At 44.5% G+C, this 18,914-nt stretch carries 21 protein-coding genes; 3 read left to right on the top strand and 18 right to left on the bottom strand.

Features of this window, described 5'->3' with window-relative positions; genetic code table 11:
- Positions 1-145: 145 nt before the first annotated feature.
- The 10 genes from MFP28_RS00440 to MFP28_RS00395 all read right to left on the bottom strand — a co-directional run bounded on the left by MFP28_RS00440 (position 146) and on the right by MFP28_RS00395 (position 10,335).
- Positions 146-715, bottom strand: a complete 570-nt coding sequence (locus tag MFP28_RS00440; protein ID WP_002907690.1) for a nucleotidyltransferase family protein — start codon at positions 713-715, stop codon at positions 146-148.
- A complete protein-coding gene (gene ruvB / locus MFP28_RS00435) occupies positions 712-1,710 on the bottom strand; it encodes a Holliday junction branch migration DNA helicase RuvB (RefSeq protein WP_002907689.1) in 999 nt (332 codons plus the stop codon). Before ruvB ends, MFP28_RS00440 begins: the two co-directional genes overlap by 4 nt.
- 560 nt (positions 1,711-2,270) lie before the next feature.
- Positions 2,271-3,317 (bottom strand): aldose epimerase family protein, encoded by a 1,047-nt coding sequence (locus MFP28_RS00430; protein WP_002907688.1) that lies wholly within the window; start codon positions 3,315-3,317, stop codon positions 2,271-2,273.
- A gap of 24 nt (positions 3,318-3,341) precedes the next feature.
- Complete coding sequence (lacD, locus tag MFP28_RS00425; protein WP_002907687.1) at positions 3,342-4,379, bottom strand: tagatose-bisphosphate aldolase; 1,038 nt, start codon at positions 4,377-4,379, stop codon at positions 3,342-3,344.
- Positions 4,380-4,393: 14 nt separating this feature from the next.
- Positions 4,394-5,572, bottom strand: a complete 1,179-nt coding sequence (locus MFP28_RS00420; RefSeq protein WP_002907686.1) for an SIS domain-containing protein — start codon at positions 5,570-5,572, stop codon at positions 4,394-4,396.
- 311 nt (positions 5,573-5,883) lie between these two features.
- On the bottom strand, positions 5,884-6,288 hold the full coding sequence (locus MFP28_RS00415) for a PTS sugar transporter subunit IIA (RefSeq protein WP_002894390.1): 405 nt from the start codon (positions 6,286-6,288) through the stop codon (positions 5,884-5,886).
- Positions 6,289-6,299: 11 nt separating this feature from the next.
- Positions 6,300-7,124, bottom strand: a complete 825-nt coding sequence (locus MFP28_RS00410; protein WP_002907685.1) for a PTS system mannose/fructose/sorbose family transporter subunit IID — start codon at positions 7,122-7,124, stop codon at positions 6,300-6,302.
- Complete coding sequence (locus MFP28_RS00405) at positions 7,111-8,016, bottom strand: PTS mannose/fructose/sorbose/N-acetylgalactosamine transporter subunit IIC (RefSeq protein ID WP_002898808.1); 906 nt, start codon at positions 8,014-8,016, stop codon at positions 7,111-7,113. Before MFP28_RS00405 ends, MFP28_RS00410 begins: the two co-directional genes overlap by 14 nt.
- A 25-nt stretch (positions 8,017-8,041) precedes the next feature.
- A complete protein-coding gene (locus tag MFP28_RS00400) occupies positions 8,042-8,518 on the bottom strand; it encodes a PTS system mannose/fructose/N-acetylgalactosamine-transporter subunit IIB (RefSeq protein ID WP_002898809.1) in 477 nt (158 codons plus the stop codon).
- Complete coding sequence (locus MFP28_RS00395; RefSeq protein ID WP_002907684.1) at positions 8,515-10,335, bottom strand: glycoside hydrolase family 35 protein; 1,821 nt, start codon at positions 10,333-10,335, stop codon at positions 8,515-8,517. The genes MFP28_RS00400 and MFP28_RS00395 overlap by 4 nt, the downstream gene beginning before the upstream one ends.
- 106 nt (positions 10,336-10,441) lie before the next feature.
- On the opposite strand from MFP28_RS00395, the gene MFP28_RS00390 reads away from it, so the two are divergent.
- Positions 10,442-11,158, top strand: a complete 717-nt coding sequence (locus MFP28_RS00390; RefSeq protein WP_002907683.1) for a GntR family transcriptional regulator — start codon at positions 10,442-10,444, stop codon at positions 11,156-11,158.
- Between the two features lie 323 nt (positions 11,159-11,481).
- Here the strand turns inward: MFP28_RS00390 and dhaM are convergent, their stop codons facing one another.
- Genes dhaM through dhaK form a run of 3 tightly spaced genes read right to left on the bottom strand, consistent with a single transcriptional unit; the run spans position 11,482 to position 13,434 of the window.
- On the bottom strand, positions 11,482-11,856 hold the full coding sequence (gene dhaM / locus MFP28_RS00385; RefSeq protein ID WP_002898815.1) for a dihydroxyacetone kinase phosphoryl donor subunit DhaM: 375 nt from the start codon (positions 11,854-11,856) through the stop codon (positions 11,482-11,484).
- Entirely contained in the window at positions 11,856-12,434 is a 579-nt protein-coding gene (dhaL, locus tag MFP28_RS00380) for a dihydroxyacetone kinase subunit DhaL (RefSeq protein ID WP_002907682.1), read from the bottom strand. Before dhaL ends, dhaM begins: the two co-directional genes overlap by 1 nt.
- A gap of 10 nt (positions 12,435-12,444) precedes the next feature.
- A complete protein-coding gene (gene dhaK / locus MFP28_RS00375) occupies positions 12,445-13,434 on the bottom strand; it encodes a dihydroxyacetone kinase subunit DhaK (protein ID WP_002907681.1) in 990 nt (329 codons plus the stop codon).
- Between the two features lie 216 nt (positions 13,435-13,650).
- Here dhaK and MFP28_RS00370 point away from each other — a divergent pair, with 216 nt between their 5' ends.
- Positions 13,651-14,247 carry a TetR/AcrR family transcriptional regulator gene (locus tag MFP28_RS00370; protein WP_002907680.1) on the top strand — a complete coding sequence of 199 codons (597 nt, stop codon included), beginning with the start codon at positions 13,651-13,653 and terminating at the stop codon, positions 14,245-14,247.
- Positions 14,244-14,810, top strand: a complete 567-nt coding sequence (locus MFP28_RS00365; protein ID WP_002907679.1) for an NAD(P)H-dependent oxidoreductase — start codon at positions 14,244-14,246, stop codon at positions 14,808-14,810. Before MFP28_RS00370 ends, MFP28_RS00365 begins: the two co-directional genes overlap by 4 nt.
- A 190-nt stretch (positions 14,811-15,000) precedes the next feature.
- Here MFP28_RS00365 and purB read toward each other — a convergent pair whose 3' ends face one another.
- From purB to MFP28_RS00340, 5 genes are read right to left on the bottom strand one after another with little or no spacing between them, the layout of a single operon-like run.
- A complete protein-coding gene (gene purB / locus MFP28_RS00360) occupies positions 15,001-16,296 on the bottom strand; it encodes an adenylosuccinate lyase (RefSeq protein WP_002907678.1) in 1,296 nt (431 codons plus the stop codon).
- A 17-nt stretch (positions 16,297-16,313) separates the two neighbouring features.
- Complete coding sequence (locus MFP28_RS00355) at positions 16,314-17,852, bottom strand: nuclease-related domain-containing protein (protein ID WP_314865652.1); 1,539 nt, start codon at positions 17,850-17,852, stop codon at positions 16,314-16,316.
- 46 nt (positions 17,853-17,898) lie between these two features.
- Positions 17,899-17,994, bottom strand: a complete 96-nt coding sequence (locus MFP28_RS00350) for a hypothetical protein (RefSeq protein ID WP_032916144.1) — start codon at positions 17,992-17,994, stop codon at positions 17,899-17,901.
- Positions 17,991-18,683, bottom strand: a complete 693-nt coding sequence (locus MFP28_RS00345; RefSeq protein WP_002907675.1) for an aspartate/glutamate racemase family protein — start codon at positions 18,681-18,683, stop codon at positions 17,991-17,993. Before MFP28_RS00345 ends, MFP28_RS00350 begins: the two co-directional genes overlap by 4 nt.
- A 3-nt stretch (positions 18,684-18,686) precedes the next feature.
- A complete protein-coding gene (locus tag MFP28_RS00340; RefSeq protein WP_000614688.1) occupies positions 18,687-18,914 on the bottom strand; it encodes a hypothetical protein in 228 nt (75 codons plus the stop codon).

Here is an 18,914-nt window from a genome sequence, read left to right as displayed (position 1 = left end):
GTTTGGTGGCTTTTTGTAGGGAGATTATTTTTTAAAAAGAAAAAAGTTTTAGGAGTTAAGTTAATTTCTTAACTTGATTATAGTATAATATCCATTCCTTAAAACTTCCTTAAAATAACTTAAACATTTTACTCTTAGCTTATACCTATTTATCAGGATAGTGATATTCCAGCTGGGGCCAGCGTTCCTGCCAATTCTTCTTAGCCAAACGCTCAGAATAGACATGCTGGCGCTCCTTATTTTCAAGAAAATGAGGAGTCGGTCTAACCTGAAAGTTTAAGATATCCTCCAAACCATAGGGAGCAAAAAGTTCCAGTTTGTCACTTGCCAGCAAGCGCAGGCCGATAGCCGTGCAGCGCTCAGGATACTTACTCATAGCTTCGCAAGCATTTTTATAAGGCGCTGTTCCAGGACTATGGCGGTGCATATAGGCTTGATTTCTCAGCTCCCATCGATACTGTGGCCAGTCTGCCTTGAGCTTGACTTCCAGATCTACCGTCTCTGCCTCAGCATAACTCGGATCAAAGAAAATGACATCTACATCCGTATCTGAATCAAAACCTGGTCGCTCTGATAGTATATTCCAGATAAAATTCCTCACACATCCAGCCGCTAGCCAAGAATCCTTGAGCTCCAGACTACGAATAATTTCCAAAATCGATCGGATGTCTGAATCTTGACCTAGTCGGTCTAAAATCTCCTTTTCTGTCATCATTCCTTCATATACTCATATCCTAGATGCTCATAAGCTTTACGGGTAGCCACGCGCCCAGTCCGAGTTCGCATGACAAAGCCTTTCTGAATCAGGTAAGGCTCATACATGTCCTCCACTGTTTCACGCTCCTCAGCAATATTGACTGAGAGGGTTCCAAGCCCTACTGGACCGCCACCATAGACCTCAATCATAGTCTTCAAAATCTTCTGGTCCACGTAGTCCAGCCCCTCTTGGTCCACATCCAGCATGGAGAGAGCCTGGTCGGTTATCTTATCATCAATCAGGCCATTGCTCATAATCTGCGCGTAGTCCCGCACCCGTTTGAGCAAACGGTTGGCAATCCGCGGCGTGCCTCGGCTACGCATAGCCAGCTCCTTCGCAGCCTCGTGGGTGATATCCATCTCAAAAATCTCTGCAGTCCGCTCGACAATTTCCGTCAAGTCGCCAGCTTCATAATACTCCATGTGACCGGTAATCCCAAAGCGAGCCCGCAGAGGATTGGACAGCATGCCTGCCCGAGTAGTCGCCCCAATCAGAGTAAAAGGCGGCAAATCCAGATGGACGCTGCGACTGGTCTCACCCGAGCCAATCATAATGTCGATGTAAAAGTCTTCCATAGCGCTGTAAAGCACTTCCTCTACTGCCATTGGCAAGCGGTGAATCTCATCTATGAAGAGGACATCCCCCGGCTCAAGGTCATTTAAGATCGCAACCAAATCACCAGATTTCTCAATCACCGGACCTGAAGTCTGCTTGAGATTTACGCCTAGTTCATTGGCAATGACAAAGGCCATGGTCGTCTTCCCCAGACCTGGAGGGCCAAAAAGCAGGGTGTGGTCGAGCGCCTCATCCCTCAGCTTGGCCGCTTCAATAAAAATCTTCAGTTGGTCCTTGACCTTGTCCTGGCCGATATACTCCTGCAAATACTGGGGACGCAAGGTGCGCTCCACCAATTCCTCATCACCCATTAATTCATTGTCTAAAATTCTACTCATAGAACTATTATAGCAGAAAATAAAGCAGAGGAAGCAAATCTAATCAACGTCTGAACACAAAAAAAGACCACCGGATTGGGTGGCCTTTATGGGAGATTATTATGAAAAAGTTTAGGATTTCTATCAAATAAAGTTAGGAGGTCTTCATTTGATACTCATAGTATACTGCCCCTAACTTAAAGAAACCTTAACTTTGTATAACGTATCCTTTAAAATTTAACATTTGAGTTACAATCCGATAAACTTCCCGTCTTATTCTAAAATTTGAGCAAAAAAAGACCACCGGATTGGGTGGCCTTTATGGGAGATTATTATGAAAAAGTTTAGGATTATCAAACAAAGTTAGGGGGCTTCATTTGATAAAAATAAGTATAGCAGCCTTAGCTTAAGAAAAACTTAAAGTAAAATTCAGTTAGCAAAAAAGATTTTGCTTTTGATTGTGGAGGCTTTTCCCTTGCTTAAGATTAGCCACTTATGAAAACATAGTCTCTGAAAACTGGACAAAGAAAAACGGCAGAAGGAGGTACTGCCGTTTTCTGTGCTCTTTCGCGATTGTTTCTTTATAAAGTTGCTGGTACATCAGCAAAATACACCGTCCTGCTGGTGAAAATCTGACCGGCCTTAAGAATGACATCTGACTGCTGGCTGCTGTGAATGGCATCCGGCAGGGCCTGGGCTTCCAGAGCCAAGCCATTATGCTGAATCATAGGCTGTCCGTCAAACCGAATAGAATCATCCACGCAATTCGCTGAATAAATCACTAGGCAGGGCGCCTGAGTCTGAATGGTCAGGCGGCGGCCCGATGCTGGATGATAGAGCGTGCCTGCCTGATTTCGGCTTGGGTTTAGAGCAAACGGATGATCCAAGCCAGATACCAGCCGAATTTGCTCATCGGTAGCAGCGAAAATTTCTTTAAGGGCAGCGCCCTTGGTCAGCTTCTTGACAAAGTCACGCTCTGCATCAGCCTTTTTTTCAGGAAGGCCGTCAGCTGCGATAGGATAGACACCATCAGTATTGAGCTGAAGGATATGGTCATCAATGGGCTGATTGAAACGACCAGACAGGTTGAAATAGCTATGATTGGTCGGATTGACCAAGGTATCTTGATCTGTCTGGACCTGATAGGAGATTTCCAGCTCACCCTTCTCTGTCAGGGTATAGGAAATCCAGATTTTCAGATTTCCCGGAAAGCCGCCAGTTCCGTCAGTCCGCTCTGTATAAAAGGTGAGCCCGTCATTGCTGACTTCCTCTACTTCAAAAACGCTACTATCCCAGCCGCTGGATCCACTATGGTTGCAGTTTAAGCCATTATTGGCCTCTAGCTGAAAGGTCTGACCATTCAGATCAAATATTGCACCAGCAATACGTCCAGCAACTGGACCAATGCTGGCTCCGTGCTTAGGGCTGTTCCCAATATAGTCCTCAAACTGATCAAAGCCAACGACGATATTGTCAAAGTGATTATCCTTATCAGGAGTGACATACTGGACGACGGTTGCTCCGTAGTTCATGACTGTCAGACGATAGCCTCGATCGTTTTCAAAAGTATAAGCCAGAATCTCCTGACCGCCCAGCTTCCCAAAAATGGATTCTCGGTAAGATTTCATACAAAACCTCTTTTATCTATCCTGTTAAAAATCACGAACTTGCCAAGTCCTGTCTTCAAAAGGCAGGTCAAGTTTGTCCACCCACGACACCGCTGTTTGGCGCAAGACTTGATTAAGATCCTCGATATTCTGACGGCCCGTCTCGTCCAGCCATACTTGAGCTGCTGCAGGTCCCTCTTGGGCGAAGACCGAGACCGCATCCTTCCAGGTAGCCCGTCCGCACAGAACTCCGTTAAACTGTGAGCCCGCTTCATGGGCTAGCCGCAGCGTTTCTTGGAAAAGTTCGGCGCTGACACCAGCGCTGAGAAAGATAAAAGGCAAGTGCGTCGCATCTGACTGTTCTTTAAAGAAAGCTTGGGCTTCCGTCACGCTGTAGACTGGCTCAATTCCTTCTTTGGTGAAACCCTCGACAAAGTTCATATTAACCGGCACTTCAACCTTTAAGACGTCTACATGATAACGGGGATTTGAAAAGAGCTTGACTGCCTCGTTGACCTTATGCGGCTTAAGCTTAGCATAGTTAGCGTCCAAGACACTGTCACTCTTAGCATCATAGGCCAGAATCTCCAGAAAATAGGGAATATCCTCAGCTAAGCATTCACTGCCCACGCGCTCAACCCAGGCCTGCTTGATGTCGTTGATTTCCGGCTTGTCGTCTACATCATAGTAAATCAAGACCTTGACGGCATCTGCGTCCATGTCTCGGATGCGACTAGCTGACCAGTTAGGTAGCAAGTCCGGCAGGCGGCCCTCGGCTGTCGCATCATAGCCAGTCTTCTCGTAGGCCACTATTAGCCCGCAGGAAGCATCCCGCAGCTTGGCTGCCGGCAGACCGAACTCTGGATCCAACAGGATGGAGCTAGCATAGGGCGTCAGCTGACTAGAGATTAATTCTTTAAACTGAACCAGAGCTTGGTCACCAGATGGCGCATCTTCTCCGCTGGCCAGCATTTTCTTGAGCGAACCACGCTGGTCAATGGCCAAAGCCCCGATAATCCCCTGTTCGTCTGATAATTTTTTCAGATGGCTCACTTTTTTGTGGCTGATTTGTAATTTCTCCATAACTTTTCCTTTTCTTATTCCCCAAGAGGGTGAATGATAACTCCTTGTACTACACGATTGACTGTTCCTGTCGGAGACGGTGTATCTGGACGGTTCTTGACCTTGAGCGAGGTCAAGAGAGCAAAGAGCTGAGCATAGACAATGTAAGGGAAGATGCGATAGCTATCTCCCAGAGGCTCTTGGGTACTTAGCACTACTTGCTCGACTCCTTCCAACTGCTCCTCCCGGTCAGTCAGCAAGACCAGTCTGCGGACAATCCCGTCACCAGCCACTTCCCGCACCAAGTCCAAATCATAAGCCTTGGTATAAGCATCTGCCGAACCAAAGACCAGAACGACTGTATCTTGGTTAATCAGCGACTTTGGTCCATGCCGGAAACCGACTGGGCTTTCGTACATGGTCGCAATTTGGCCGGCTGTCAGCTCTAAAATCTTGAGCTGGGCTTCATGCGCCAGACCAAAGAAAGGCCCTGCCCCCAGATAAATGACCCGACTGAAATCCAAATCAACCAGCTGCTGCACATCTGCAACGCGTTCTAAAACATCCTGACTGAGCTGAATCAAAGCCGCAACCTTGGCTTCCTTTTGGACTAGTTCAGCCCGGTCAAAAACCAAAAGAGCTGTCAGCATCATAGAGCTGAAACTAGAGGTCATGGCAAACCCAGCATCATTAGAAGCTTCTGGCTGCAGGAGCAAAAGATTCTTTTCATCACCTTGGGCCTGCTGGGCTAGCTTGCCTTGGGCAGCACAAGTAATGGTAATCTGGTACAAGTCATCTACCAGCTGCTTGGCCAAGTCCACAGTCGCTACACTTTCTGGGGAATTTCCGCTGCGGGCAAAGGAAACCAGCACTGTCGGTACTTCTCTCTTCAGATGCACCAAGGGATTGGCCACGATATCTGTCGTCGCAATGGCATTGAAATTCCATTTGCGCTCATCATAAATCTGCCTGAAATAAGGCGTTAAGGTATCTCCGACATAGGCTGATGAGCCGGCTCCGGCAAAAATGACCTTGATGTAGTCATGTTTGTCCTCGATTTTTTTCAGAAAAGCAGCGATATCTGCGGCCTGAGCCTTGTAACTGTCAAAGGCTTCCTGCCAAACCCCAGGCTGCTGATAGATTTCTCTCGTTGTGATGTCAGCCCCCAGACGCTGCAATTCTTCCTGTGAATAATCTAACATTCTCTTTCTCATTCCTTTCCATCATTTGAAAAAAGGGGGAGCGAGACAGAGTCCAGAAAATCAAAAATTTTCGGCTCGCTGTCCCACCCCCGCAACGATGGCTAGACTTGAAATATGCTTTTAACAAGCTTTTTCAAATCAGACAGCAACTGCATTTTGCAATGCTGAACCATCCATTTCCCTAGGCTAAGAGGCAATCTCCCAAATTCCTCTTAGACCAATATGCCTGAATCATCCACTGTGGTCAATCCTCACCTATCATCAGTCTCCCATCTGCTGACAGCGCAAGGACTTGACCTAACTAGAAGTGGCTGTTCAAGCTTTTATTCATCTTCATCATCCATTAGACCAGCTAGAACATCATTAACCTTAACAATATTCTCTGCTGCCTTGGATGGATAACTGACTTCTGCGCCTGTCAAAGAAGCGTTAATAAACTCAATGACCATGGGCAGATTGACCCCCGCATAAAGCTCGATATCCTGTCCTTCCATAATGAAGCGGCTGACCACATTACAAGGAGTGCCCCCCAAGAGATCCGCAAAGACCAAGTAATCCTCAAAATCTTTGACCGTCTCTAAGAATTTAGCTGCGAAGTCTTCTGGACCTTCTTCCGGAAGCAGGGCTACTGCATGGATGTCTTCCTGAGGTCCCATAATCATTTCCGTAGTTGTTTTCAGCTCTTCACAAAAGCGGCCGTGGCTGACTAAAACTAATTTCTTGCTCATAAATTACTCCATTACTCTGGTACTTGTCCCAGCAGGAAGTAGCCGATAGCAGAGAAGCTTACTGCCATGATAATGATAATGAAGATAGCCTTAGTAGAGTTCATTCCTTTCTTGCCCAAGAGCCAGAAGATAAAGCCTGTAAAGACTGCTGGAATCAAACGTGGGAAAATCAGATTCATCATGTCTTGGAAATCAATAGCTTTTTTACCGATGTTCCATACCCAGGATACTTCAAAGTTGATCATAGTAGCAATCAAACCACCCACCATAAAGATACCCAATACAGAAGCCGCTTCAACAAGAGCTGTCAAAGTGCTTTGCATGTTGGTGATGAGATTGACCCCTTCTTTGTAGGCGAATTCTAACTGTTTCCAACGGAAAATGTCATAAGCAACTGCTACAGCAATCCAAAGGAAAATTCCCCAAGGCTGACCTGCTATAGCCATGGTAGCAGCGATAGATCCCATGATAGCTGGTACAAGTGAGCCAAAGATGGAGTCTCCAAGAGGAGCAAACGGCCCCATAAGACCTGTCTTGATACCATTGACCGCATCTTTTGATTTAACACCGTCTTTTTCTTCCATAGCTAGGTCAAAACCTGCAATAATGGTGTGGAAGAAAGGTGATGTATTGAAGAATTGCGTATGCAATTTCATCATTTCTTTCAATTCTGGAGTGCCATCTCCGTACATTTTGCGCAGCTGAGGCAGGAGCATATAGAGGTAACCAGAACCTTGCATCCGCTCGTAGTTCCAGCCTAATTGGAAAGTGAACAAGCTGCGTTTATTGATTTGTTTAAAATCTTCTTTTGTTAATTTATAATTAGAGTTCGTCATCTTCAATTTCCTCACTTTCTGATTTTGTGCTAGCAGCTGGAGCTGCAGCTACTGTTCTTTGGCTGTATTTGAAATGCTGTACAGCAAGGAAGATACCAAAGATAGCTACACCAATCATAGACAAACCTTTGAAGTTGTTGGCAAATGTGATCGCAGCATCTTTTGGAAGAGTTCCAACAATACTAGATACAGCCCCACCCAAAGTTTGAATGTTTGAGTAAAGCACAGTCAGCATAGCCGTCAAGCCAAAACCAAGAGCTAAGTAGTGAAGATTACGTTTAACTGGAAGATAACGAAGCAAGATAGCAAATCCAAGTCCTGGTAACATACGACCAGCCAGCGTCAAACCTGCAGCCAGCCATTTCACACCAGCAACACCATCTACTATCGCTTGAACAAATGCTCCACCAAATGCCAGAGCCAGAAAGACTGGGAGGGCACGAGACAGAGCCCAAGGAAGTGCACCTAAGAGATAGTTGCGTTCAATACCTTTATAGTCGAAGCGTTCAACTGCTGCATCCACACGGTGTGCGAAATAAGTCGTTGTCATACGACCCAAGATATCGAAGTAGGTCAACAAAGTTGCTACTGGTACTGCGATTGTCGCAATAGCCAACTCTGGCTTAATGCCTTGTGCTACAGAGAAGGCTGTCGCCAAAACGGCACCTGATGTTGCATCAATACGAGAAGCTCCACCAAATGTTCCTACACCAAGAACGAACAATTGAAGGCTACCACCAATAAACAAACCAGTCGTCAAATCACCCATAATCAAGCCAGTAATGAACCCAGCAAATACAGGGGATCCTGCTGACGAAACGATGGTCAACTCATCACAGATTTGATAAGCTGAGTACAAAGTGAGTAGTAAAATTTGCCACCATTGTATCATAACAATGTCCTCCTAAAATTTTGTCTTATTTTAATAACTTCATGAAGTCCTCAACCGGATCGTTGGGAACCATTTGCGCTGTCAGTTTTACTCCTTTTTCATGAAGCTTGTGAAAGGCTTCAACATCTGCATCTACCACATTGATAGAGCGAGTAATAGAGCGAGTTTCGTCTGACTGAGACATATTGCCGACGTTCAGCGTTTCCAGCGGAACACCAGCTTCGACCAACCGCAGGAAGCGGTCTGGCTTGCGAGCAACAATCAAGAGTCGCTGCGAATCATACTTGCCGGCCAAGATATTTTCTGCTGCCTTAGCAATCGGCAAGACACTGAGTTTCACGCCAGCTGGCGTTGCAAGCTTGAGCCCGCTCTTTTCGATAGCATTTTCAGCTACCTCATCGTCAATCACCATAATGCGTGAAATGTTGAGCTTGGTAGTCCAAAGATTGGCTACCTGTCCATGGATCAAACGTCCATCGATACGTGCACCTACTATTGTCATAGATTTTCCCCCTTTATTGTTTTAAATGTAGGTTGGTTAACTAAGTGAATGGTTTCGCTGTAGATCCCTTCTGTCTCAAAGATAATGATGCGATTGTCACCTTCTCTGAGCAGGCTGTGCGGGATATAGAGCGATAAGGTCGGTCCGACATTCCAGAAACGGCCAATGCTGACACCATTGACAAAGACGACGCCCTTGCCAAAGTCGGACAGATCCAGATAAGTATCTTTAAGCGCTTTCATTTTAAAGTCAAAAGCGTAGAAAGCTGGTTGATTTTCCTGCCACCCTTTTGAAAAGTCTATCTTTTCTGGATGGTCCAGCGGTAGCGGATAATGCTGCCAGTCAATCAGGAAGTGCAGATCCTTGCAGACACCGGTACGAATGCCCTTCTGCTGGGTATCTGCCAGTAGCTTGTGCCCATAATTAACCCGGCCCATATTTTCCATCAGAATGTCAAGCTGGTGCTCCGCCTTTTTCTGGCCGTCCACCATGATATCCTGACCGATTTCTGTCTGGTACTGGGTTGCTATGTGCTGACCGTCCACATAGAGCTGCATACGGTCGCGGCCGTCAATGACACGGAGCCTTTCCTGATCAGCATCCCAACTAGCCCAAGTCCGATAGAGCAGGTAGCCGACATTTTGCCCCAGCTCCTCCATCTTCATCGGATAGAGACTTTCGATAGGCTCTGCCAAGTCAGGCAGGGTCTCAAAGAGACTGACTTTCTGACTGAGCGGAATATTCCTAAGCTCAAAAGACTCTTTCACCAGTGGCTCCATCTGTGGATGCTCTGGATAATGCTCTTTCAGCATCCTCTGGACTGCATAGTACTTGTCCGTCGGATTGCCACGCTCATCGAGTAGAGCATCATAGTCATAGGAAGTCACCTGTGGCAGGTCAATGACACCTCTGGCCGAACAGCCATTCATAAAGCCAAAATTAGTACCGCCATGAAACATATAGAGATTGATTGAGCCCTGCTGGAGCACTTCGTGAACAGCTTGAGCCAGTTCGTCTGGATCTCGCTTGATGATAGGCTCTTTCCAGCGATTGAACCAGCCGTCCCAGAACTCCATACACATGAGCGGCCACTTTTTGCCATGCTCGTCAAAGAATTCCTGCATCTGGGCAAAATTGTAATCTGCCTTAGAGCCGAAATTTCCTGTCACAAAGACATCGTCATCAATCAGTGTACCAGCTTGAAGCGTAGCCCGCCAAGGTCCGTCTGAAGTAAAGAGCGGACAGGTTACACCTCGTTCTTCCATGAGCCGTCTGATTGCTCTCAGGTAGGCCTTGTCTTCCCCATAGGAACCGTACTCATTTTCCACCTGCATCATGAGGATGTTTCCCCCATTGTCCAGAAGCCTTGGAGTCAGTCGCGGCAGCAGCTCGTCATAATAACTGGCTACAGCCCGCAGAAAGGCCTCGTCTGATGAGCGGATGCGCATATTTTCATTGAGCAGCCAGGCCGGCAGACCACCGAACTCCCACTCCGCGCAGATAAAAGGCGAAGGGCGAATAATGGCATAAAGTCCCAAATCCTGAGCTGTCTGTAAAAATGCCTCAATATCTAAAATCCCTTGGAAGTTAAAGACACCTTTTTGGGGTTCGTGCATATTCCAGGGAAGATAGGTCTCCACTGTATTAAAGCCCAGAGCTTTGAGATTATAAAGGGAATGATACCAATCCTCAGGCTGTACCCGAAAATAGTGAATGGCTCCCGATAAAATCTTAAACTCCCGATCATCCAAACAGAAGGAATGACCAATTTTGAATCTTGCCATCTGATGTTCCCCCAGGTATAAAACCGCTTTCATCTCTTATTAATATTAATATAATAAATTTTTGCATAAATGTCAACATTTTTTTTAAAAATATGTTAAAATCTTAAGTAAGAGAAGTAAAAAAAGAGAGGTGAACAAAATGGCTATTCCAAAATACCAACAAATCAAAGATGAGCTCAAGCAGCAAATCATTTCTGGCAAATTTGAAAATGGCGATAAGTTTTACACAGAAGCTGAGCTGATTCAGATGTTTAATGTCAGCTCCATTACCGTTGTCCGCGCTTTGAATGAACTGGCCAATGATGGTTACATCATCCGCCAACAAGGCAAGGGAACCTTCGTTTCACGTGCAAGAAAGCACAAGCTAGTGGAATTTTCTGACGTTGAGACCTTCCCTATCCAAAAAGATAAGGTGACTGTTCTCTCCATCAAGCGTGGGAATGACCTGAAAATCTTGGATAAGCTAGAACTGGCACCAACGCAGTTCTACTATAAGATTGACCGGATCAGACGGACTGGCGACAAAGTCTATATCTATCACCAAACCTATATCCCTGAGCAGTACATCAATCCTAACTATCCAGATATGGACTACTACAGCTCTATCTACAATCGCTTCAAAACTGACTACCACATTCACATGAATGATGAGCATTTTGAAGAAACCAATGAAATTGTCTTCCCAACACCAAAAGATGTTGCGAAAGTACTGGAAGTTGATACCAACTTCCCGACCGTTCATCAGGTGAAGATTACCCAGCTGGAAAGCACTGGACAGATCTTAGAGTACAGCGAAACTTACAAACGCGGTGACTTCTTCAAGATTAAGTTCATTTCCTGCAATCGGGACCACTAAGATTAAAAACGATGGCTTCTAATCGGCTGTCGTTTTTTCATCTTGTGTACTTATATCTATTATAAGTCTATCTATACCAATTTGCAATCCATTCTAGTAATTTTTGTTCATTAAAAAGTGAATTGTGTCAAAAAGTAAACATAGCCTACGTATTTGTCCTATTTTTAATCAATTTAAAGAAGAAAAAATAAGAAACACTGGCTCTTCCCCTGAAAATTGGTACAAGGATAAAGCAAAAAAGCTGGGATTAAATCCCAGCTTTTTGATATAAAATGTTCTTCATTTTGCAAATAAAGTCGTTTATTAAGTCTCTAGAAAACCTGCTATTTCTTTATTTCTAATTCACGGACCTGAAGCAAAACATTAGGCAAATCTGCCCCGGCTTGAAGAAGAGCAGCAGCCGTATAGGCTCCTTCTACTAAGGGAACATTATTGATAATGATTTCCTTGTCAGAAAAGTCTGCGACCATTTCTAGATTCATGCGAGCTGATCCCAAATCGAAAAAGGCCAAAATAGTGTCTTTGTCATTGGCATCTAAAGCTGCCTGAATACCTTCAAAACTGGTACCAATGCTACCGTCGTCCAACCCGCCCACATAGCTGATGGCCACATCTGCCGCCACCTGCGAAATGAGATCAAACAAGCCTTGGGCCAGATTTTTGGAATGGGAAACGATAAGAATGCCAGTATCTGCCATCAGCCTGCCTCCGTTTCTAGAAGAGCCTCAAAGAGGAGACAAGATGAAGCCGAACCGGGATCGATATGACCGATAGAGCGCTCACCGACATAGGAAGCCCGCCCCTTGGTCGCCTTCAAATCCTTAGTCGCTTCCACTAGGGAACCAATCTTTTCATGCGTCAAGCCTCCAGACTGCAGAGAAAGAGGAAGCCCCGACCAGACATCCACCATGGTCTTCTCACCAGGCACAGCCTTGCCCCGCTTCTGAATCATGTCCAGCCCAGCTTGGATGACCTCTGGCAAGTCTTTGCCGTCTTTTTCAGCCTTGGCCATGCCCATGAAGGCCGAGCCATAGAGAGGTCCGGAAGCACCGCCGACCTTGCTAATCAGTTGCATGGAAACAGCCTGAAAAACCTCAGCCGCACTGGCAAAGTCCTTAGCAGCTAGACTCTCTACTGCTGCCGCCATTCCCCTGGCCATATTGCCACCGTGATCGCCGTCACCGATAGGAGTATCGAGATCAGACAGATAGGCTTTCTGCTCCTGGATCTTCTCGTTGAACAACTTCATCCATTTTTTTGCTCTTGCTGCGTCCATAAGCACCTCCTTACCAAGCGGCTGTCGTGACAGGACTGTTGAGAGCTGTCAGCCAGTCTGGCTGATCCAGCTGGATAAAGGTCAGAGAAATCCCTGCCATATCAATGGAGGTCATGTAATTGCCCAGTTTTTTATAGACAACTTCGACTCCAACATCTGCCAGAAGATTTGCTACATCGGCCGCGAAGACATACTGCTCCATGAGCGGTGTTGCACCCATACCATTGATAAGAATGCCGATTTTCTTACCAGATTTGAGCTCAACAGACTGACTGAGCTTTTCGACCAATTCCTTGGCTAAGTCCTTAGACGGCTGCATCTTTTCCTTGCGATAGCCGGGCTCACCATGGATACCAATGCCAAACTCTATCTCATCATCAGCCAGAACAAAACCAGGCTTGCCGACTTCCGGAACGGTTGCCCCGCTCAGAGCTAAGCCGACTGTGTGAATATGTTTGACCATCTCATCAGCCAGAGCCTTGATTTCAGTCAGAGATTTGCCTGCACGCGCCGCATTCCCTAGAATCTTATGGACAAGAATGGTGCCAGCCACTCCGCGGCGACCTTGGGTATAGAGGCTGTCTTCCACTGCGATATCATCATCTACGACGACACTAGCCACCTCAATCCCTTCCATCTCAGCCATTTCCTGAGCCATTTCAAAGTTCATGATGTCACCGGAGTAATTCTTGATCACCATGAAGACCCCAGCTCCCTCATCTGCTTCCTTGATAGCCTGCAAGACCTGGTCTGGTGTTGGTGATGTAAAGACCGCTCCGCAAATAGCAGCTGACAGCATGCCCTCACCGACAAAACCCGCGTGGGAAGGCTCATGACCACTGCCACCGCCAGAAATCAGGCCAACCTTACCTGTCTTCTCACTCTTGCGGGCAATGATGTCGAAACCTTCCATCCGATAAACCAAATCGCTGTGAATATAGGCCAAGCCGTCCAGCATCTCGTCCACAACCGCTGTTGGATTATTGATAATTTTCTTCATAGGTGTCCTCCGTTTCTCAGCGTTTCTTTACAATGAGCAATCCACTCTAAAAAGAAAGCGCTATCATTTTAATGTTATTTTAACATTTTATCTTACCGAAAGCAAATTCCGCCACATCCTAGACTAGAAGAAAGCATCAAATTAGTTGACAAGAAAAAGTAGACAGTGTATACTAAAGGTAGATAAGTAGACAGTGTATACTTTAGGAGAAAATGAATGAAACGCAATACTGCCCAGCTGAAAGAACAGCTCATTCAAACAGGGATTGAAGAAATCGGAAAACATGGAATTGAACAGCTCTCGCTCAGGACTGTTGCCAAGGCCTGCGGTGTAACTCACGGCACTCCATACCGCCATTTTGAGAGCAAGGAAGGCTACCTCAAGGTGGTTTTGGCCAGGCTTTCGCTGTTTCTCAACCAGGAAATCAATGAAAAGATTGATGCGACAGGTTCTGCGCGTGCTCAGCTGACCCAGCTTGGTCTTAATTTCATTATTTTTGCTAAGACCTACCCTCATTTTTTCGAAGCTCTCTTTATCAAATTTCCTTTTAAATATATGAAAGTGACCCAGGACACCATACTCTTGGAGTCTGACCTGCCTGGATTTGATAAATTTAAGGAGCTTGTTTTAAAGCTTCGCAAGGAGGAAAATTTTAGCAATAGCGAAGCAGAAAGCCTTTTTCACTTTTGGAGCTTTATCACAGGTCTGGCCGTTCTGACCAACAGTCCTATCGGACAAGACCTGGATCCTCAAGCCATCCAAAGCACGATCGAGCACATGCTTGACATTTATATCAAAGGAGAACGATCATGAAAACCTTGATTATTTACACCTACCCCAGTCCAACTGGCTTCAATGCTGCTATTCTCAAAGAAGTTCAAAGAAACCTTTCGAAGAAGCATGAGGTAAAAACCTTGGACTTGTATGCTGAAAATTTTGACCCTATCTTACGCTTTGACCAAGAACACAGACGCCGTGATCTGCATAAAGACCCTGAAATGGCCAAATACCGAGATTTAATCACTTGGGCAGACCATCTGATTTTCATTTTCCCTATCTGGTGGAGCGGTATGCCGGCCATTCTCAAAGGCTTTATCGACCGCGTCTTTGCAGCTGACTTTGCCTACTCTTATAAGAAAGTCGGACTCCAAGGCCACCTGCAAGGGAAATCCGGCTGGATTATCACCAGCCATAATACTCCAGGTTTTGCCCTGCCTTTCGTTCAAGACTACGGTAAGGTGCTTAAAAATCAAATCCTGAAACTTTGTGGAATTTCTCCAGTCAAACTGACCGAGCTCAACGGAGTAGAACGCAAAACAGACCAACAACGCCAAGAAATGCTCAAGAAAATCGGGCAACTGGCTAGTCAAATTTAAGAAAAAGAAAATGGGAGTGGGAAAGAACTTCAAACAAGTTAAAAAGTTCGTCTTCCCACCCCCGCACAGTTCATTAGGTCATCTTTAGAGCTAACAAAGCGAAGGAAGATGCCAATCAACCACTGCGTCATCTATTTTTTCTAATTTAGATTCAAAAGCCTGGACTTTTTGCCCAGGCTCGTTTTTATGTTTAATCCAGCCCCACGCGCTTGAAGATTTCATCTACGCGCTTGGTGTAGTAAACTGGGTTGAAGATTTCATCAATCTCTTCTTGAGTCAGACGGGAAGTGACTTCTGGGTCCGCTTCGAGCAGAGGCTTGAAGTCCACTTGATTGTCCCAAGACTGGGCAGTCTTTGGCTGCACCAAGTCATAAGCCTGCTCCCGCGTCATACCTTTTTCAATCAAGGTCAACATAGCCCGCTGACTAAAGATAAGACCAAAGGTGGAGTTCATGTTGCGCTTCATGTTTTCTGGGAAGACGGTCAAGTTCTTGACGATATTACCAAAGCGGTTGAGCATGTAGTCGATAAGAATAGTCGTGTCCGGAGCGATAATCCGCTCAGCTGATGAGTGGGAAATGTCACGCTCATGCCAGAGAGAGACATTCTCAAAGGCTGTCACCATGTGACCGCGAATGACACGCGCCAGACCAGTCATATTTTCAGAGCCGATTGGATTGCGCTTATGCGGCATAGCTGAGCTACCTTTTTGACCCTTGGCAAAGAACTCTTCAACTTCGCGCTGCTCAGATTTTTGCAGACCACGAATTTCAGTCGCCATGCGCTCGATAGACGTCGCAATCAAGGCTAGAGCTGAGAAGTATTCAGCGTGGAGGTCACGTGGTAGGACTTGGGTCGAAATCTCCTGCGGACGGATTCCTAATTTCTCACAGACATAGCTTTCCACGAATGGCGGAATGTTGGCAAAGTTCCCAACCGCACCAGAGATTTTCCCAGCTTCCACACCCGCAGCCGCAATCTCGAAACGCTCAATGTTGCGCTTCATTTCGCTGTACCAGGTTGCGAGTTTGAGACCAAAAGTCGTAGGCTCCGCATGAACCCCGTGGGTCCGCCCCATCATGATGGTGAACTTGTGCTCCCGCGCCCGCTCTGCAATGATGTCAGTGAAGCGACGCAAATCCTCGCGGATGATGTCATTGGCCTGCTTGTAGAGGTAGCCGTAGGCCGTATCCACCACATCGGTCGAGGTCAAGCCATAGTGCACCCACTTGCGCTCCTCGCCCAACGTCTCAGAAACCGCCCGAGTAAAGGCCACCACATCGTGGCGCGTCTCCTGCTCAATCTCCAAGATGCGGTCAATGTCAAAGCCTGCTTTCTCACGAATCAAGGCCACATCTTCCTTGGGAATCTCACCCAACTCAGCCCAGGCCTCATCAGCCAGAATCTCTACCTCCAGCCAGGCCTTATACTTATTTTCCTCAGTCCAAATGTTCGCCATTTCGGGGCGAGAGTAACGGTTGATCATTGTTAGTTCTCCTTTTGTTATTTAAATATTGTGTTGTTTAAAACAAGTTCATTTTTACTTTCTTCGAAAGGTAGTGACCAATCTTCAAATCGTCCCATTATATTAACTTCAATATTGTAACCATTAGGTGGGATAAAGTTATAGTTAGGACTGATATAATATCCATACTGTGCTATCTCACTAGCTTGAATAGAACGTATAGTTTCAATTCCAGATGTCCTATAAGATATATAATCAAATATCTTTTCTATTCCACTATGCCAGATTATCTTTTGGAAATCAAAATAATTTACAATCCATGTGTCAATCAAATCATTCCTATTCCTATCTTTAAAATAATCTATTGCCATTTCAGATAATTTATAGTAATCATCTAATGTTACGACTACCTTATAAATTTTTTTAGATTTTATATTTTCAATTCTAAGTCGCTCATTACTTCCCTTTTTATCAGTAAATATTGCAATTTCATTATTAAGGATATATTGTTTAGCTCTCTCAGCTTGTTCAGAAGCTGCCAATACCACTTTTTTAAACAGCTGCTGGCGACGCTCCTCTGACATTTTTTGATTAAACGGAATCTCTTTAAAATCCCTAGCCTTGCATTCTATTAATAGGATATTGTTGCTTGAAATAACAATGAAATCTTGTTCCTCTTTTTTACTAGTTTTTAAATATAAAGATTGATAAACATTATCAACACCAAAATTATTTTTCAAAATATTTTTTAATTCCTTCTCTAATATGTCTCCTTTATTTTTTGAAGAAGAAATTAGTTTTTGTTCAATACTAGATAGAATATGTTCTGATGCAGGTAAAAAATATGTCAAATTCCTTTTAATTCCAATTGAACCTCCTAATATTTGTATAGAAGAGGTCAAATATCTTACTTCCATGTTTTTTGAAGTATTCATAAATAATTTGCTATAATTAATATCCCCAAAGATTTCATCTAACTCTCTATCTGAAAATTGGCTACAACTACACACTAATCCATCTGGGCAAGATTTAACATTACAGATTATATATAATAACTTGTCAAAATTTTTGTAAATTGAAAATCCATATTGTTTCCGTGCCTCATTGTCAAACATCCTACATATTTCATAGTACTCCCAAAGTTCTTTTCGAAAAGTAAAATGATAGCTTAGATAACTTTGTAAATTATCGCTCCTTCCATCTTGTATTGACTGTTCCACTTGGTTATTAGATATATTATTTTGAAGGACATTTATGAATAAAAAGAAAATTTTAATTTCATCTGAAGTAACTACATCCTTCTTTGACTCTCCGTTATACTTCAATAATATATATACATATAACTGAACCATAAGTTTCAGTGAAAATTGTGAATTCGATTCTTGCTTTCTTTGAATAATAGCTAAATTCATCACAGTATTTAATTTATTTATTGAATAATAAATATTATAGTATTTTAAAATATAATTCAGAATATCATCAATATCACTAAGTTGGTATATCTCTTTCTCTATATCCTCTAGACTTTTAGGATACCTTTCTTGACTCCTAATCCTTCTTTTAAAGTTTTCAAATATCTTTAAGATGCTTTTATAAGGCATTTTCACTATCTCATAAAACTTACTATATTTCATTCAAAAACTCTTCTATCTCATCAACCTCATCACCAAACACTGTCACATGCCCTACCTTACGGTTGTGCTTGTCTTCTATAATCATTTATTTACCGCCCACTCCGCTGCTTTCTCTGCATGGATCACTGTTGTGTCGTAAAGAGGCAGGTCAGTGTCGGATTGCTTGACGAGGAGACCAATCTCGGTACAACCCAAGATAACAGCTTCTGCGCCAGCCTTTTTCAAATCATCTATAATGGTAAGATAAGTCTGCTTTGAGCTTTCTTTGATATCCCCTAGACAGAGTTCGTCATAAATGATCCGATTGACCTCTGTAATACCAGCTTGGTCTGGAATCAGCACTTCTAACCCAGACTCTATTAATTTCTCCTTGTAAAAATCTTGAGTCATGGTGTACTTGGTTCCTAGGAGGCCGACTTTTTGAATACCGTCAGCCAACAAGGCCTGCGCGGTTGCCTGCGCAATATGCAAGATTGGAATCGTAATCTGCTCTTGTATCTGCGGAGCAACCTTGTGCATGGTGTTGGTACAAATAACGATGAAATCCGCACCAGCTTGCTCTAAGCGCTGAGCAACATCTGCCAACAGTTGACCGCTTTTCTCCCAGTCTCCGACTGCCTGATAATGCTCAATCTCTGCAAAATCAACACTGTAAAGCAGAATTTTAGCAGAATGCAGACCACCCAGCTCTTTTTTGATGGTTTCGTTAATGATTTGGTAGTAAGATGTGGTGCTTTCCCAACTCATACCACCAATCAGGCCAATAGTTTTCATAGGCTAATCAAACTCCTCCTTGCTTATCGCTACCGACGGATAGTGTGGCAAGCTACTTAGATCTGTATCCAATGGCAAGTCATAGATAGCCAGATAATTGTTTGGATATTGAATCTTTAATTCCTGATATTTGGCTTTTACTTTTTCATGGTCAGCGCTGGCAAAAAGCACTTCTACAACGGCAGTTTCTTTGCCTTCTTCCACAAAAGCATTGACGATGATTTGAATCAT

Source organism: Streptococcus sanguinis, assembly GCF_050234405.1.
Lineage (GTDB): Bacteria > Bacillota > Bacilli > Lactobacillales > Streptococcaceae > Streptococcus > Streptococcus sanguinis_W.
Note: the sequence above shows the minus strand (reverse complement) of the source record. Positions and strands in the feature narration are given on the sequence as shown.